The sequence below is a fragment of the uncultured Imperialibacter sp. genome, assembly GCF_963974565.1.
GTDB lineage: Bacteria > Bacteroidota > Bacteroidia > Cytophagales > Cyclobacteriaceae > Imperialibacter > Imperialibacter roseus.
The window spans coordinates 25,534-42,035 of record NZ_CAXBCJ010000032.1; the positions used below are offsets into that span (position 1 = coordinate 25,534).

Below are 16,502 nucleotides of genomic sequence, written 5' to 3' on the forward strand. Positions count from 1 at the left end.
ATGTTGGAGGATGCCGAACTCGGATAAAAGCATTCAGGATGAAATACTTACAGCCTTGTCAATTAAGTGTTTTCTCTTTGCGACATGGTATATCCGGGGAATCAACATAAGCGTAAATGACGTCATTTCTATGTGTAATGCTTGGAATGCTTGGAATGCTTGAAGCACTTGAATGATCCTTTGGTTTTGATAGGAGATTAAGATGCCTAAAAAGTTATTTTTTAATTATTCGATAGCTTGACAATGGCACATGATCGCCCCGGATGATCAAAATGTAGGTGCCTGGCTCGGCTTGAATTGAGCACTCGACCCTTGCGGTACTGCCGTAAAACGAGCTGAAAATCAGCTGGCCGGCTACATCGCTTATCTGTACGGTTATATTTCTGTACTCCTTGTCAAAGTCAACATTGAATGTTTCCGTAGTAGGGTTGGGGTAAATTTTAGGCCTCACAGCTAGCTCTTCGCCAGTTCCCAATACTTCAGCAGCAACTTCCACATTAAATTCAATCATCTGACTTTGTGTTCTTCCAGAGGCCGAAGTCCTGGTCGCTACCACAGTAATGGTGGTTACACCTGCGCCTACAGGAGTTATAATGATGTCTGTTCCCACTATTTTGGCGGTGGCCACCGACTGGTTACTCGAATGAATAGAAAAGTGCAGGGTTACAGCGTCAGGAAAAACCTCTGACAACGAGATCGTTATAACTCCTCCTCCTTTGCCTGGAGGGCCTACTTTAATGTCCTCAACATCTCGCACCGGAGCAACAGTTTCTATAAACGCCACGCCAAATCCAGTGGTTACTCCGATGGCATTGGTGAATATAGAAGCATCACCCGTTGCAAATGCAACGTCGGTGAATGTGACCTGCAGGTTGGCTACATCATCGGCTAGGTCATGGCTTGCTGCCTGTCCGCCCAGCGTCAGTACAGCCTTATCACCCGTTGTGTTGAGTGATATGATAGGGCTGAGGCCCTCCGGCAGGTTGCTCATGGAAAAGTGAACTCCATTTTCGAGAGCGGCACCCGCATTAACAAACTGACCACCGACAACAGAGATAGCAATGCTTCCGGTAAGGGTACCATTGTCTTCCTCAGTTTCGGTAAAGCCGCCTGTGAGCGTGCCAGTGCCATCGTCTTCACCGAATACCAGGTAAGGGCTCATGCCGGTAACTGTAAAGGTCTGTGAGGCGGTGCCATGGCTTTCCCCGATAGCTGTTACCGTGATTAAAGTGCTCCCGGCTGCAAGCACGTTGACTGATAACACTCCGTCTGCCTGAATAGCAGTTGCAACAGCACTGTTGGCCGACGAGACATCGTAAGTGAGCGCTTCTCCTAAACTAAAATAGTCGCCAAGGTCAAACTGAAGTTCAGCCGTCACATACGCTGTTGTATCTGCAAATGTTTTTGTGATTTCGGGGATTGGGATGGCTATGAAGCCGATACCAAGTCCGGTGTTTGCTTCGACGGCATTAACGAATACCGAAGCATCACCCGTTGCAAATGCAGCGTCGGTGAAAGTGATTTGCAGGTTGGCTACATCATTGGCTGGATCATGGCTTGCGGCCTGTCCGCCGAGCGTCAGTATAGCCTTATCCCCCGTTGTGTTGACTGATATGATAGGGCTGAGGCCCTCCGGCAGGTTGCTCATGGAAAAGTGAACTCCATTTTCGAGAGCGGCACCCGCATTAACAAACTGACCACCGACAACAGAGATAGCAATGCTTCCGGTAAGGGTACCATTGTCTTCCTCAGTTTCGGTAAAGCCGCCTGTGAGCGTGCCAGTGCCATCGTCTTCACCGAATACCAGGTAAGGGCTCATGCCGGTAACTGTAAAGGTCTGTGAGGCGGTGCCATGGCTTTCCCCGATAGCTGTTACCGTGATTAAAGTGCTCCCGGCTGCAAGCACGTTGACTGATAACACTCCGTCTGCCTGAATAGCAGTTGCAACAGCACTGTTGGCCGACGAGACATCGTAAGTGAGCGCTTCTCCCGAGCTGAAATAGTCGCCAGACATGTATTGTATTGGAGTCGAAGCTACGTAAACTGTCGTGTCGCTTATTTTTTTTGCTATCCCTGGTTTGGGACTGGAAATAAACTCGATGCCGAAGCCAGTGCTTGCAGCGACAGCATTGGCGAAATCGGAGACTGTACCGGACTCAAATGCGACGTCAGTAAAGGTAACCTGCAGATCACTTACATTGTCCAGCACATCATGGTCTGCAGCAGCGCCAGTAAATGTGAGGGCCATCTGATAGCCATCTATGCCTACATTGCCGACTGGATGGAGGCCCTCTGGTAGATTTTCTATCGTGAAGTGGGTACCTTCTTCTAGGGCGCCTCCGGCATTCACAAATTTGCTTGCTTTTGAAGTGACCAGCATTTCACCATCCACTTCACCAGCGTTCCCTGCTATTTCGTTAAATACCGTTATTCCTCCCGATACAGCATATTGCTGCAGAGAAGTCACCCCATCTTCCCATGTTTCAGTGTACAATTTTTTTCCGTCCTTGCTCCAATACACCCCTAAAAGGTAAAACTCAGACGTAGGAGAGCTTTTCAATTCAGAGATGTCAAATTGGTATTTGCCCAGGTATTCGGGCGCTGTTGTTAAGTCGTATGCGGCGGCCAGTGAGTAGTAGCTAACCGTATAGTCTGTTTCGTCTACTATATAAACCATAGATCCATCGGGGTTAAAGCCGAAGCTGGCAGGACTTGTCAGGCTGTCGACAGCGAATGCAGCTACTTTTGTGAGCCCACCGCTGATATCATAGGGCGCTGTTAATTCCAACTGCTGAATTTCTTTATTGCTATAGGCATAGTAAAACAGGTAATTACCGTCCGCACTTAATTCCATATTCCCCAGGTCTCCGTCCAACGCAGGGGTAATGGATGCTTCCAGTGCACTTTCCGATCTGAGGTCAAAAGGAACTGACAGTAAGAATTGCAGTAAAGGGCCTCCTTGCTCTGATATATATGCCCTGGTTCCATCGGCATTGAATGTGATGTCATTAGAGTTACCATGAGTCAGGTAGCCAAAACTATACTCTGTAGCTATTGGTGTCAGCGGTTGAGGGGGAACCTCTTCACTATTGGTAGCACCATAAGTGATGTCGCTTTCAACATTGAGCTCCAACTGAAAAGCCAGTTTTAATGGTGCCTGTCTAATAATTTTGTTTCCATCCGGAGAAAAATAGGGGCTGCCGAAGTAAGGAAAAGTTCTTTTCCCTTCGTCGGTCAGTGTTAAATCATCCAGCAATGAGACTTTGGGAGAAAAAGTAAGATAGGACTCAATAACATTGATATCAAAAGCCTGGCTTGTAGTTGCTCCTGCCTCCGTGGTCACACTAACTGTTATCGTACTCGTACCTGGTGCCAGTGGCGTTACTTTCAGGTCATAGCGAATGTCAACAGGATTGCCCAAATCAATGACGGACGTTGTTGCCACTGCTTCATCTGAGGAAGTAGCAGTCACCGTGGTGGGTGAACCTCCAGGATTTTGAAAAATGTATTCCAGTGAGTAGATGACGGGCTCGGCACCTTTTGGTCTGGTGATGCCCTGAATGTGAAAATAGATTGTGGCAGCCGGATACACGTCAAAAGTGATGCCTTCCCCGCTATCAAAACTCACTGCATTAGTTACATTGGCGGCTAATGAACTGGTGAAGGCTGCGTCAGTAAATGTAAAAACCAGCCCGTCGATACTGTTCGTTGCATCGTGGTCAACGGCTTGTCCGCTCAAGGTGAGTATTGCAGCATCGCCTTCTGCCGAAACAACCAGGCTAGGAGTGAACTCATTTGGTAGATTATCGATAGTAAAGTGAGTGCCTTCTGTCAACACCCCTCCGCCATTCACAAATGTGTCTCCTGTGAGCGCTATTTGAATCTCTCCGGTTACCGATCCATCATTAACGCCACTTTCTTCAAACGCTCCCGAATAGTTGATGTAGGGATTGATCACATCAACGATAAAATCGAAGCTTGTTTCGCCCCCCAAGGCATCGGTGGCAGTGACCGAGACCGTGGCTGTACCCACTTCAATTAAATCCAGCACCAGATAGTCACCTGATACTGAAGCGTCCAGCACACCCGACCCCGCTGTTAAGGCCGAGAAGGTCAGGTCATCCTGATCGGCATCGCTGAAAACAGTCGTCAGGTCAAATTCCACGTTCCCTTCGAGAATGATCAGGGATGTGTCAGGAATAGCATTGACAATTTCCGGTAAGAAATTGGTAGTCCTTAGTTTCCATAGTTCCTTCCCGTTAGTACCATCGTATCCCTCAAAAAAGAGGGTGGAATGATGAAGCGACAGGTTGGCAATGAGATCGTCGCCGTCTGCATTTACATCCACTGTTTCCGAAAAAGTGCCATCAATTTCTTCTACCCCCAGCTGGTAGCTTACACCTGGATCCAGCTCGAGATTGTAGTACACATACTTTCCGACCCTGACATAGGATTTGAAACTTCCGGTGGAAGAAACGATGGTAAAAAAAGAACCTCCATTCAGGGTTACCAGGTGGTGCTGGCCAGCTGGAATGATGTAATAGGAAAATAAGAGCTGGTCACCGTAGGCGCTAAGCTGTCCCCAGTCGCTCACGTTGGTAGATTCATGAATGGTAATGGCAGATTCGTCGTATTCGTAAAGAGCGTCTGAAGCAGTTGCGCCATCGGCTAGCCAGAAAAGCTTGGCTCCTGCCACAATCAGCTGACGAGGCTTGGAGTCGCTTCCTGATTTGTCGTTGTTGAACCAGGCTACATGGGTGCCATCGTATCTCCAAAGATCATGTCCATTAGCTACGTCATAAGCAGTAAAGTACAGCTTATCATGATAGTCGCTTATGCTGAACGATGTTTTATCGGGTACCGAAGTATAGCCGCTTCCATCAGAATTATTTATTAGAGAAAGAGACAAGCCATCATAGGAGTAGAGCTCCCGGTTCGCACTTTCTATAGCTGTGAAGTATAATGTATTGCCGAGCACCGTTAAGCTCTGAGGATCAGACGCCCCACTTCCTGAGGCTATGTCCGTCACCCGTGAGGTGCTTGTGCCATCAGTCTTCCATACTTCACTACCTTCACTGCCGTCGTCAGCAACGAAATACAGCTTTCCGCCGAGTGTGGCATATTCCTGCGGAGCAATCTGGCTGTCGCCTGCAGGATTGATATCGGCAACGAGGGAGGTGGTCGTTCCATCGTGTCGGAATAGTTCTGAGCCTGTTCCGGATGTCGAGGCAACGAAGTAGATGTTTCCAGCTAATTGGCCTGCGATATATTGATAAGTGGCGCCGCCCAGATTAACAGTTGCAGCTGAACTGCTGCCATCGTACATCCACAAAGTGCCATTCGCCTCGTAGTAAACCCGGTCGTCTACGGAGGTAATATTGGCCGCCCCGCCATCGGCAGAGCCGGGATTGGCGTCAAATACCATTGAGGGACTTGGAGTAATTGTTTCCTGCGCCCAAAGGCAATTGGTCATTATTACTAATACAATGGATAAAAAATGTCTTGTCATAATCATTTGGTTATGCTAATTAAAAAGGGCAGATCGGTTATAACCCCACCACTCATTCGGAACCTCAATTGCTTAGAAAAACCGATGTGATAACTGCCTTGCTGAACTACATACCAAATCTAGTATGCGGGTGACCCGATAGCTTCTTTTTAAGAGGGTGGCAAATGGGTGACAATCAAAAAAACGTACAAATTCAGCTCAGGGGGCATGTAGTCGGTTCGTTCTACGCATGATTTTTCAGGCATTCATCAATGGTCAACAAAGGAACCAAGGGCTAAACTTGTACATTTGCTTAATGACCCGTTATAAATTGACACCAGTATTCGTATTGCTCAGCTATATCGTTGTTGCACAGTCCCCTTCTTTGGAACTAAGACGGATAGACTCGCTAATACGGAATGAGCAATTTGACGAGGCAGCAGCAGAACTTGAACGGCTGGAAGACGCCCAGGTGGGAAATTTCGAGGTTGACCTTCTACGGGGTGATCTCTACTTATCAAAAGGAGACAACAGCAAAGCCATTGAATATTACAGTAAACTTAAGTCAATCCCTGTTCCCGAAAACAAAGAACTTGCCCTGAAGCTGGCCAAAGGGATAAATGACCTGGGTATTGCCTACTACAGGGTCGGCCAGATGGATTCAGCAGAAGCTGTCCATCACAGAAGCGTTAGCATTTATAAGTCTTGGGGTGATCAGCAAGGGCTCTCCTATAACTATAACAACCTGGCCCTAATCGCCAGGCAAAGAAAAGAGATCGATTCAGCGATAACTTACCACCAAAAGAGTCTGGAGGCAGCTCAAAAAGCCAATGACACATTGGGCGTTGGTTACAATTACCTAAATATGGCACTTCTGGAAGCTGACAACAAAAGCAGGTTAAAGGCACTTGATTATTTCTACAAAGCCAAAGATGTTTTCAGACAAGCCGACAACCAGAAAATGATCGCTGTTCTGCAAACACGCATGTCGGGCCTGTACATCAGGCTAGGAGTTTACGATTCTGCCGCATCCATGCTTCGAAAAGCAAAAACATATTATCAGTCTTCCGAAAACCCTGTCGATCTGATGGCCCTTTACGTTAAAATGGCCCAGCTTTTTTACACCACCGACCAGCCTGACAGTGCCATATACTATGTTGAAAAGACAAAAAAAATGGCGCAAGACAATAATTCATCTCACTATCTGGGCCGTATTTACGCTGTTGAGGGGCGGGTCATGAAGAAGCAGAAAAATTATATCCGGGCCATTGAAGCATATAAAAAATCGATTGAGACCTATGGGAAGAATTTCGTAGGACTGTCATTCATAAGTGCTGCGGGTTTGTCCGCCATCTATCTTGAACAGGAAAAATATGAATTGGCTAATTACACCGCTCTTGATGCGTTGGAAAAGGTCGGCAATTCTCCCAACCCCGAGGCCGTTTCGCAGGTATACGAGGTGCTCTATCACACGAATAAACAACAGGGACGTCCATCGGAGGCCCTTAGATATCTGGAGAAGTTTAAGACAAGCCAGGATTCTCTTTATGACAAAGAGAAATCTTATGAAATGGCCCGCATCGAATATAGAGATTACCTTGAAATGAAAGAACGACAAGAGGCAGCAGAGCGGGAACGGATACAGCTAACCTATGAACAACAACTGGAGCGAGAACGCTGGATCCGGTTGTCCGCAACGTCAGGCGCCACACTGTTACTTATCATTCTCATCCTTATTTACAGACTATATTCCAATAAAAAACGAGACCATCGCTTGCTTGAGCATAAAAACGAAACCATTGAAGCCAAAAACGAAGAGCTGCGGGCAAAGAATGAGGAACTGTTAGCATTAAGAGAAAAAGATCAGAAAAATCAGGAGACCGAAAGGAGGTTGCTTCGTGAAACGATCTTTCTAAAAGACCGGGAGCTGGCGGCCACAGCCATGATCAACCATGAAAAAAACAATATTCTGTCCAATATAGGGGAGAGGCTGGATGACATACACAGTCATGCCAAAGACAGCCTAAAGGAAGATTTGAGGCAGCTGAAAAGATTCGTAGAAACCAACGTCAACGACAATGAAACCTGGAACAGCTTTATCCATCAGTTTGAACAGGTGCACCCCGACTTCTTCCATAAGCTCAAGGACAGGTTTTCTGATATGTCGGTCAATGATCTTAAGCTGTGTGCTTATATAAAAGTTGGCATGGATAACAAGCAGATCGCTAATGCCAGCAACCTGGCCCTTTCAACCGTCAAAAAGAATATCAACAGAGTGAAGAAAAAGATATCTCTGACGCCCGAAGAGAGTATCAGGGACTTTTTGCTTGCATACTAATGTCAAATTGCAGACACCTTATCGGAATATCTGGTACATGTCGAAGTTGAGGAAGAGGGCATGAAGGATGGGTGAGGTTATCGCATTACTTGCTAACTTGCCGGCACTATCACTAGCAGATACACTTTTAGACAATGTTCGAAGGCTCAGATTTTCCACAATCACTCGATGAAAACCTCTTTAACGATTGGCTGGAAGCCGGCCGGAACAGCAAGCTGAGTTATACCTATATGCTCATCATTTGGGACGAACTGGACTCGAAGTATCTGCCAGTATATGCCGAGGCCCGGGAGAAAATACAGACCTACGAAAGATATCCCGGCGCAAGCAGCAACGAATCGCTAATAGCGGCCTATGATTTGTATTCGGAATCGAAGGTGGCTTAGAAATTATTGCGAAGAGCGTTTTCAGATTGCATGTGATAACCTCATCACCATCGTGGAGTAGCAACAAGTGACAAACTACTTTTCCCACGCAATTCCTTACCTTTACACCCCTGATTTTACCCTTGAAGAGCATCACCTAATGCACCACAAATTATCTTTTATAGCCTTTCTTCTTTTTGCACAGGTGGCCAGCTTAGCGGCCCAAACCAACCATTCTGGCCTGGTCAATCCCTTCATAGGCACGGGCGGCCACGGACATACTTATCCCGGCGCCAGCATGCCCTTTGGTATGGTGCAGCTCAGCCCCGATACCAGACTTGAAGGATGGGATGGATGTGGCGGCTATCACTATACCGACTCGCTGATGTACGGCTTTTCACACACCCATCTGAGTGGCACTGGCATTCCCGACTATTGCGACATACTCGTTATGCCTTTTACAGGCGACGTTCATTGGAACAACAACGAGTATTGCTCACCATTTTCCCACAGTCAGGAAAAAGCCGAGCCGGGGTATTATGAGGTATTGCTGAAAAAGCACAACATTTTGGCACGTCTGACCACAACCACACGGTCGGGCATGCATGAGTACACGTTTGAGAAAGCCGGCGAGGGCAAAATTTTATTGGATCTCAAGCACCGGGATGTGGTGCTGGAATCGTCAATGGAGATCGTCAACGACTATGAAGTCAGAGGCATGCGCCGCAGCAAAAGCTGGGCCGAGAATCAGGTGGTGTATTTTCATATCAAATTCGACAAGTCAATCAAAAACTACGGCATTGCCCTCAACGACACCTTGACAAGCGGGCTAAAAACTGCTGACGGATTGAACGTCAAATCTTATTTCAGTTTCGATTTGAAATCGGACAAAAAGCTGGCGATGAAGATTGGCATTTCGGGAGTGAGCATGGAAAATGCCTTACTCAACCTCGATGCAGAAATACCTGGGTTTGATTTTGAAGGAGTGAAAAAAGCGGCGCATACTGCCTGGAACAGGGAGCTGGGCAAAATTGACATAAAAGGTGGCACCCACGACCAGCAAGTTGCCTTTTATACCGCTTTGTACCATGCCTGCCTCAGCCCCAATACCTACACCGACGTGAACGGCGACTACCGTGGCACCGATTTGAAAGTACACACAATAGAAAAGGGTACCTATTACAGCGTATTTTCCCTCTGGGACACTCACCGGGCCTTGCACCCGCTGCACACCATCATCAATCGTACCCGCACCACCGACTGGATCAATACGTTCCTCACGCAATACCAGCAGGGCGGCATGCTGCCTGTATGGGAGCTGAGTGGCAACGAAACGTTTTGCATGATCGGTTATCACTCGGTTCCAGTGATTGCCGATGCCTACCAGAAAGGTATTAGAGGATTTGACGCTGGCCTGGCTTTGGCCGCCATGACCGACTACGCCGAAAGCGACAGGTTTGGCCACAGGCAGTACATCCGGCAGGGCTATGTAAGCAATGATGTCGATCATGAAAGTGCTTCCAAAACAGTGGAATACGCCTACGACGATTGGTGCATTGCTCAGATGGCCAGGTGGCTGGGGAAAGAGGACATCAGCGAGACCTACCTGCTGCGTGCCCAAAACTATAAGAACCTTTTTGACTATAACAATAGGTTTATCAGGGGCAAAGTGCAGGGCTTTTGGTACGCACCATTTCAAGCCAGTGAAGTCAATAACTTCTACACCGAGGGCAATGCCTGGCACTATTCGTTTACGGCCCAGCAAGACTTAAGCGGGTTAATAAAACTCTATGGGGGAAAAGAGAAGACGGCCGAGAAGCTGGAGGAATTGTTCACCACCAGCGAAGGGCTCAGTGGCCGTGACCAAAGCGACGTAACGGGACTTATTGGCCAGTATGCCCACGGTAATGAACCCAGCCATCACATGGCCTACCTGTTCGACTACGTGGGAAAACCCTGGCGTACGCAGGAGCTGGTGCATCAGATCAGCACGGAATTTTATCCCAACCAGCCCGACGGACTGATTGGCAACGAAGACTGTGGGCAGATGTCGGCCTGGTTTGTCTTCAGTGCCATGGGCTTTTACCCGGTCACACCCGGTAGTAGGGTTTATGCGATAGGAACACCTTTGTTCAACGAAGTGAAAATCCACCTGGAAAATGGTAAGACCTTTACCGTAAGTGCTCCTTTGGTGTCTGATAAAAACATCTATATCAATAAGATAACACTGAACGGTAAAGCAAGGAGCCAGACATACTTCAATCATGAAGACCTGGCCAACGGCGGTAGCCTCACATTCGAAATGACCGACAAACCCAACAAGCAATTAGGCACATTGGAGGGGCAGATGCCATACACGGCCATTGCTGAAGGCGATTTTGTGGCGGTACCCTATTTCAATATGGACAACTTCAAATTCCAGGATTCGCTTCAGGTAGATATCATGTCGATGACTGAAGGAGCGGAAATTTTCTATTCCCTCAATGGCGGTCAGTTTGAAACATACGCAACACCATTTTGGGTGAAAGAGACAGCAAAAGTGGAAGCTTATGTCAAGCGAGGGGCTGTGAACTCGCCAACAGTGGCGCAGCAGTTCTACCTGCTCCCCAACGACAAAACCATCGAGGTACTCAGTGAGGTATATCCCATGTACACTGCTGGAGGAAATGGAGCATTGATAGATGGCATCATTGGGACGGAAAATTGGAAAGCAGGGCAGTGGCAGAGCTACTACGACCAGGACTTTGAAGCAGTGGTCGACCTCAAAACTGAGCGCCCAATCAAACGGGTGGCGGTGCATGTGTTGCAGGACGTGAGCCCCTGGATTGTGTATCCCGAATCGGTAACCTTCGAAACGAGCAACGACGGGAAGATATTCACTCCGCTCACCGCTGTCAAAAACACCGTTCCGAAAGAGATGAGTGCTGCTGAAGTACAGTTTTTAGGAGCGGCGGTCAACGTAAAGGCCCGCTATGTAAAGGTAAAGGCCAAAACTGGAGGCAGGCTGCCACCTTCTCACGAAAGTGCCGGCAATCCCTCGCATTTGTTTATAGACGAGGTGGTGGTGGAGTATTGAATCCACCAACTGACAGAAGTCATTGCGGGGATTGGGATTACCACTTAACTTTCCTTTATGTCAAGTTTTAGGATAAGACCCCGATTCAAGCACCGTGTTGAAACCGTCCAGAAACACGAGCTGGAGAGTACTATTTGTGCTGCGCTGGAGCAGAACAAACAATTCACTTTCACACACTTTCCTGATCATCTGTATATCAAGATTAACCCTGGCCAACGGCACATTTGGTCCCCACAACTGCATCTGTCATTTGATCAGGAGGGGAGCGACGTCATAGTAAGAGGCTTGTACGGCCCCAATCCAACTATTTGGGCATTTTTCTTTTTCGGCTACGTGGCCATTGGTATTCTGGCACTTTTCCTCGGCATGTGGGGCGCCAGCCTCTGGAGTTTGGGTAGGGATGCGTCGATTTTGTGGAGCATTCCGGGGCTCTTCTTTGTGGCATTGAGTTTATACGCTTTTAGCCAGGCAGGGCAAAAGTTTGGTGCCCAGCAAATGTTCGACATTCATCATTTTTACGAAAGCGTCGCACACGATAAGGTGATCGTGAGTTAACTGGCTTCAAGTCGATTTTCAGAGGGAAATTGTGCTAATGGGAGACAAAAACCTATCCGCTTGCCGTGAGTATAACGGAAAGCTTTTTCGAAAAGTGCCACGATTTGACTTTAGTTTGGATTTATTTTTTTAGCCATGGCTGAATGGAAAACGGTGGATATATTGGAACCCTTTTCACCAAAATATCATCGCCATAGCACCATCTGAATCGACAAATCCAACGGCCATTCATGTGACCGAAGAAGAGGAGCGAAGCTACCTCGACCTCATTTTGCAGCAACTGGAGTGGGCACTCCGGGAGATTAACAGCGAAACCAAACGGTTCTCCAAAGAATTCCGGGAGGAGCAACGCTACCTCTACGACCAGCGCTCGGGTATGGATGAAGCAGACCTCGTCTCTGCCGGACAATCGCATAAGCGCTTTGCCTTTCAGGGGCAGGTGGGCATTGAAGCCAGACGCAAAATTACCAAGCTCAGCGAGTCGCCTTATTTCGGACGGATTGACTTTACTCGTGAAGGGGCCATCGGTAGTTTGCCGAAGCGCCTGCCGATTTACATAGGCGTGCACTCGTTCATTCCTCAGGACTCGAGCGCTTATCCTATCTACGACTGGCGTGCCCCCGTGTCGTCCATGTTTTACGACTTTGAGCTGGGTGAAGCCTGGTACCAAACTCCAGCGGGCAAGGTGAACGGCCGTATTGAACTGAGGCGGCAATACCGAATCCGCCAGGGCAGGATGGAATACATGATTGAGAATTCGGTCAATATCCAGGACGACGTGCTGCAAAAGGAACTGAGCCTGTCGTCGGACGACAAGATGAAGAACATTGTGGCCACCATCCAGCGTGACCAGAATGCCATCATTCGCAACGAAACGTCCCCGGTGCTCATCATTCAGGGAGTGGCAGGATCTGGCAAAACGTCCATCGCCATCCACCGGATTGCCTTTTTGTTGTACCGCTTCAAAGACGAGATCAGGTCTTCCGACATCCTCATCATTTCGCCCAACAAGGTGTTTGCTGATTACATCTCTAATGTGCTGCCGGAGCTGGGCGAAGCCAATATCCCCGAGATTGGGATGGAGGAGCTGGCCGGAGACCTGCTGGACAACAGATTCCGCTTTCAGACATTCCTGCAACAGGTTTTCACTACTATCAATGCTCAGGATCCATCGTTTCTTGAGCGTTTGCAATTCAAATCGACCGCCGATTTTGTCCGGGACTTGAACCGATACTTTGTACACCTGGAGAACCACTGGTTTTCGGCGGCCACTATACAGGTAGGGCGTGTGACCGTGCCGGCCGCCTTTGTGCAGGAAAAGTTTAGAGCACTTCAGCGGCTACCCCTGCTGAACCGCATGCCTGAGGTCGCCAGTGAAGTGCAGCAGTATGTGCGCACTGCCCTGGGTCGCAAGTTGTCGGGGGCTGAAAAATCGCAGATTCGGGAGGCGCTGGTGGGCGCTTCGGAACGAGCGACCGTACTGGAACTCTACCGAGGTTTTTACCAGTGGCTCCACCGGGACGACCTGTTCGAAATGCCGGGCAATGTGCTGGAATATGCCGACGTGTTTCCCCTGATTTATTGCAAGATCAGGCTGGAGGGCATGGAGCCTTACCATCACGTGAAACACCTGGTGGTGGATGAAATGCAGGACTATACACCGATTCAGTATGCGGTCTTGTTGAGGCTGTTCCCTGCGAAAAAGACCATCCTGGGCGACACCAGCCAGGCGGTGAATCTTTACAGTTCTTCGGCGACGGATATTGAAAAGGTTTTTCCTCAGGCTGACATAGTGAAACTCCACCAGAGCTACCGCTCCACGTGGGAGATTACCCACTTCGCACTCCATATCAAAGCCAATCCGGAACTGATAGCCATGGAGCGGCATGGGCTGGTGCCGGAAGTGAAGGGTTTTCACACAACAGATGAGGAAGACGAAGAGCTCCGGCGATTGGTAGAACAATTCAGCCATTCCAATCACCAGATGCTGGCCATCTTGTGTAAAACGCCGACGCAAGCCAAAAAAGTCCATTCACTGCTCGAAGGTTCCAATGTGTATTTACTCACAGAGGAGAGCACCCATTTTAAAGAAGGTGTGGTGATTGCCACTATTCCTCTGGCCAAAGGGCTGGAATTTGACGAAGTGATTGTGCCCTTTGCTTCGGCTGAACACTATCAGTCAGAATCGGATCGTAACCTGTTGTATGTGGCATGCACCAGGGCCATGCATGAGCTAACGGTGACTTTTACCGGGGAGGCTTCGGGTTTTTTGAAAGAAGGCCCTTCGTAGCCATTGAATACACGATAGAACTTCCAGATACGAGAGAAGAGATTTAAATATGCTCCATTTCAATGAAAAGTCGAGTTATATTATTCACTTCGCAGCATTAACAGTGGTCTGGAAATGAATAGAAATGGGAATTTTCCGTCTCCTTCCCGAGGCAACCCTGACGCCGGTCAAAAAGGAGTGAGGTATAGTATTCGTAAAATCCTTGTAGCAACGGGAGCAGTAATAGGTACTATGTTGCTGCTATTCAAGGTGCTTTACCCGGTATCAAAAGGTAAAACTGAAGACATGGTGCCCGTTGCGGTGCTTTCAAAAGAAGAAAATAGGGCAGTACACCGTTACATCAACGATTATCACCTTGAAGTAGCAAAAGCAAAAGGCCTGACAAAGCCTTTGGCATCAAAAGCCGAACATAAATCAGACGCTAAAGCGTTTGGTAGCCGTTACAAACTCCATGAAATAACCGACAACAAGTACTATGAAATTCCCCATTTAACAAACTCATTACCTTACCTGCAGCCATCCGCTGCAGAGTTTCTAAACCTTATAGGTGAAAGGTTTTGCGACCGACTCGAAGAACTGGAAATGACAGAGTATCGGTTTTCCGTCACCTCCATATTGCGAACCGTCGAGGACCAAAAATCGCTACGCAAAAACAACCTCAACGCCACGGCCAATAACTCGTCCCATTATTATGGCCGAACTTTTGACATTGCCCAAACACGCTTTTTTGAGAGAGGCAATAGCACACCAGTTTATTCCTACCGCCTGCGAAATCTATTATTGCGTGAATTAATCAAGCTACAGGAGGAAGGCAAGTGTTATGTACTCCTTGAAAGTCAAACGAAATGCATTCATGTAACTGTCAGGTGATGTTATAGACGTTCCTGCATATTCTATGGCAGTTATGAACAAGTAGAAGCGATTTCTTGTTTTTCGATGCATGACAAAAAGACCAGCGATACCGAAGGCAAAAGTGACCTCTGAAACCAGTGAGGAAGAAGCGTTTCAAAATACTGTAGTAAGACCAGTTATCAAAATGAAGCATGATTTGCTCATCGCCTGCACGAAGCGGTATATTGCCACCAAGAAGCCTGATTTTTCCTTGTTAAACACGGAAAAGAAGCTCCATTACGTAAACTCATGCTTTGAACAAGACCATGCGCTGAGAAGCGAACTACGGGGAGTGATTATTGGCCAGTTTACCTTACAGGAATATGAGCGTTACAGCGCCATGAGCAACGCCATCAATAAGCGAATAGTGAACATCATCAAAGAGCGGATGCTTGATCATTTGAAGTTTTTAAGTAATTGATATAAAACTCATTATTACCAGCTACTTCCATTGATAAATCAACTTAGTGCCAACTTGTTCCACTTACCCATCGGGCAGCTCTGCACGCTCGTGAGGCAGCATTTTCCGGCACATGAGTATCATTTCAAAAAACACGCTATCGTATTAAAGGATGCTGACCTGAACCCAGTGGGTAGCATCCGACTGCCACTTCATCTTGTGCTGAACGACGACCTGTCCATCATTACAAGCGAGGCCCGGGTGCTGTACATAAGTATGGAGTCGGGCTATGCCACCATCAGCCTGATGCGTGGTGGGGAGAACATGTATCACACATCGTTTGGGGCCTACATGACCCGCAAGAAGCAGGGCTTCAGTCAGATCAAGTACCTGAAAAAGAAAGGGAAATCCCGGGCTGGTTCGAGAGTGAGGTTGGCTGAAACAATTGAGTTTTTTGAGAAGATCAATTTGACTTTGACCGACCTTTTAGAGAAGTACACGGTCGACCGGCTGGCCCTCAACTGCAACACCACGTTAATCCCTTACTTGCATCAATCGAAGGTGAAATGCCCATTTGAGAAAAACGACTCCAGGCTGTACAAAATACCGGTACATATCGCACAGTCGAACTTCACCAACTTGGAAGCGGCTATAAAGAAACTCAAAGCGCCTTTGTTATTTTATGAGGAGCAGTACAGAGAGGTAATGGAGCCACTGATGGCATCCCGCAATTGAAAGAGGGTAGAGGGCGCCGCACCCTACCAAAGGTCTTGAAATTGACCCATGAACTTTTCTATATTTATTGATGGAAAAGTCTGTGACAGAACGAAACGAATGGCTCATTACCCTGACAATGATCACTGGCTTTACCGGGGCGTTTCTGTTGCAAATGTTTTCAGCCATTTTTCATCCTCCAGATTTTAGCGGAGAGTTTCCTGTTTACCCCGAAAACACTGTTATTATCATTCAATTGTCAGGAGCGTTTTTGTTGATTGGCCTCACAGTGATTGCCATGAAGGCAGAAGAAGAGGGACAAATTCTGGCAGCACCTGACTTCATCACTGGGACACCCAATCTTCTTGGAATAATTGGATAAGGT

10 protein-coding genes are annotated in these 16,502 nt (G+C 47.7%); 9 read left to right on the forward strand and 1 reads right to left on the reverse strand.

The window, feature by feature from the left end:
• Positions 1-214: 214 nt before the first annotated feature.
• Entirely contained in the window at positions 215-5,509 is a 5,295-nt protein-coding gene (locus AAC052_RS26795; RefSeq protein ID WP_339816209.1) for a T9SS type A sorting domain-containing protein, read from the reverse strand.
• Positions 5,510-5,804: 295 nt separating this feature from the next.
• Between AAC052_RS26795 and AAC052_RS26800 the strand changes: the two genes are divergently transcribed.
• From AAC052_RS26800 to AAC052_RS26840, 9 genes are all read left to right on the forward strand, one after another.
• Positions 5,805-7,826 (forward strand): tetratricopeptide repeat protein, encoded by a 2,022-nt coding sequence (locus AAC052_RS26800; protein WP_339816210.1) that lies wholly within the window; start codon positions 5,805-5,807, stop codon positions 7,824-7,826.
• A gap of 134 nt (positions 7,827-7,960) precedes the next feature.
• On the forward strand, positions 7,961-8,212 hold the full coding sequence (locus AAC052_RS26805) for a hypothetical protein (protein ID WP_339816211.1): 252 nt from the start codon (positions 7,961-7,963) through the stop codon (positions 8,210-8,212).
• Between the two features lie 67 nt (positions 8,213-8,279).
• The gene (locus tag AAC052_RS26810; RefSeq protein ID WP_339816212.1) at positions 8,280-11,267 is read left to right on the forward strand and encodes a GH92 family glycosyl hydrolase; all 2,988 of its coding nucleotides are present in this window, start codon (positions 8,280-8,282) and stop codon (positions 11,265-11,267) included.
• 57 nt (positions 11,268-11,324) lie between these two features.
• Positions 11,325-11,822 carry a hypothetical protein gene (locus AAC052_RS26815; protein WP_339816213.1) on the forward strand — a complete coding sequence of 166 codons (498 nt, stop codon included), beginning with the start codon at positions 11,325-11,327 and terminating at the stop codon, positions 11,820-11,822.
• A 232-nt stretch (positions 11,823-12,054) separates the two neighbouring features.
• Entirely contained in the window at positions 12,055-14,112 is a 2,058-nt protein-coding gene (locus AAC052_RS26820) for a 3'-5' exonuclease (protein ID WP_339816214.1), read from the forward strand.
• 114 nt (positions 14,113-14,226) lie between these two features.
• Positions 14,227-14,982, forward strand: coding sequence for a DUF5715 family protein (locus AAC052_RS26825; protein WP_317491779.1), 756 nt, complete (start codon positions 14,227-14,229; stop codon positions 14,980-14,982).
• 70 nt (positions 14,983-15,052) lie between these two features.
• Positions 15,053-15,424 (forward strand): hypothetical protein, encoded by a 372-nt coding sequence (locus tag AAC052_RS26830; protein WP_317491778.1) that lies wholly within the window; start codon positions 15,053-15,055, stop codon positions 15,422-15,424.
• A 30-nt stretch (positions 15,425-15,454) separates the two neighbouring features.
• Positions 15,455-16,138: a hypothetical protein gene (locus AAC052_RS26835; RefSeq protein WP_339816215.1), complete on the forward strand. Its 684-nt coding sequence runs from the start codon at positions 15,455-15,457 to the stop codon at positions 16,136-16,138.
• A gap of 70 nt (positions 16,139-16,208) precedes the next feature.
• Positions 16,209-16,499 carry a hypothetical protein gene (locus AAC052_RS26840; protein ID WP_339816216.1) on the forward strand — a complete coding sequence of 97 codons (291 nt, stop codon included), beginning with the start codon at positions 16,209-16,211 and terminating at the stop codon, positions 16,497-16,499.
• The last annotated feature ends 3 nt before the right edge of the window (positions 16,500-16,502 follow it).

Bases quoted from the DNA above. Each gene is read 5' to 3' on its own strand.
- AAC052_RS26795 (WP_339816209.1), bottom strand. From the start codon at position 5,509: ATGACAAGACATTTTTTATCCATTGTATTAGTAATAATGACCAATTGC.
- AAC052_RS26800 (WP_339816210.1), top strand. From the start codon at position 5,805: ATGACCCGTTATAAATTGACACCAGTATTCGTATTGCTCAGCTATATC.
- AAC052_RS26805 (WP_339816211.1), top strand. From the start codon at position 7,961: ATGTTCGAAGGCTCAGATTTTCCACAATCACTCGATGAAAACCTCTTT.
- AAC052_RS26815 (WP_339816213.1), top strand. From the start codon at position 11,325: ATGTCAAGTTTTAGGATAAGACCCCGATTCAAGCACCGTGTTGAAACC.
- AAC052_RS26825 (WP_317491779.1), top strand. From the start codon at position 14,227: ATGAATAGAAATGGGAATTTTCCGTCTCCTTCCCGAGGCAACCCTGAC.
- AAC052_RS26830 (WP_317491778.1), top strand. From the start codon at position 15,053: ATGACAAAAAGACCAGCGATACCGAAGGCAAAAGTGACCTCTGAAACC.
- AAC052_RS26840 (WP_339816216.1), top strand. From the start codon at position 16,209: ATGGAAAAGTCTGTGACAGAACGAAACGAATGGCTCATTACCCTGACA.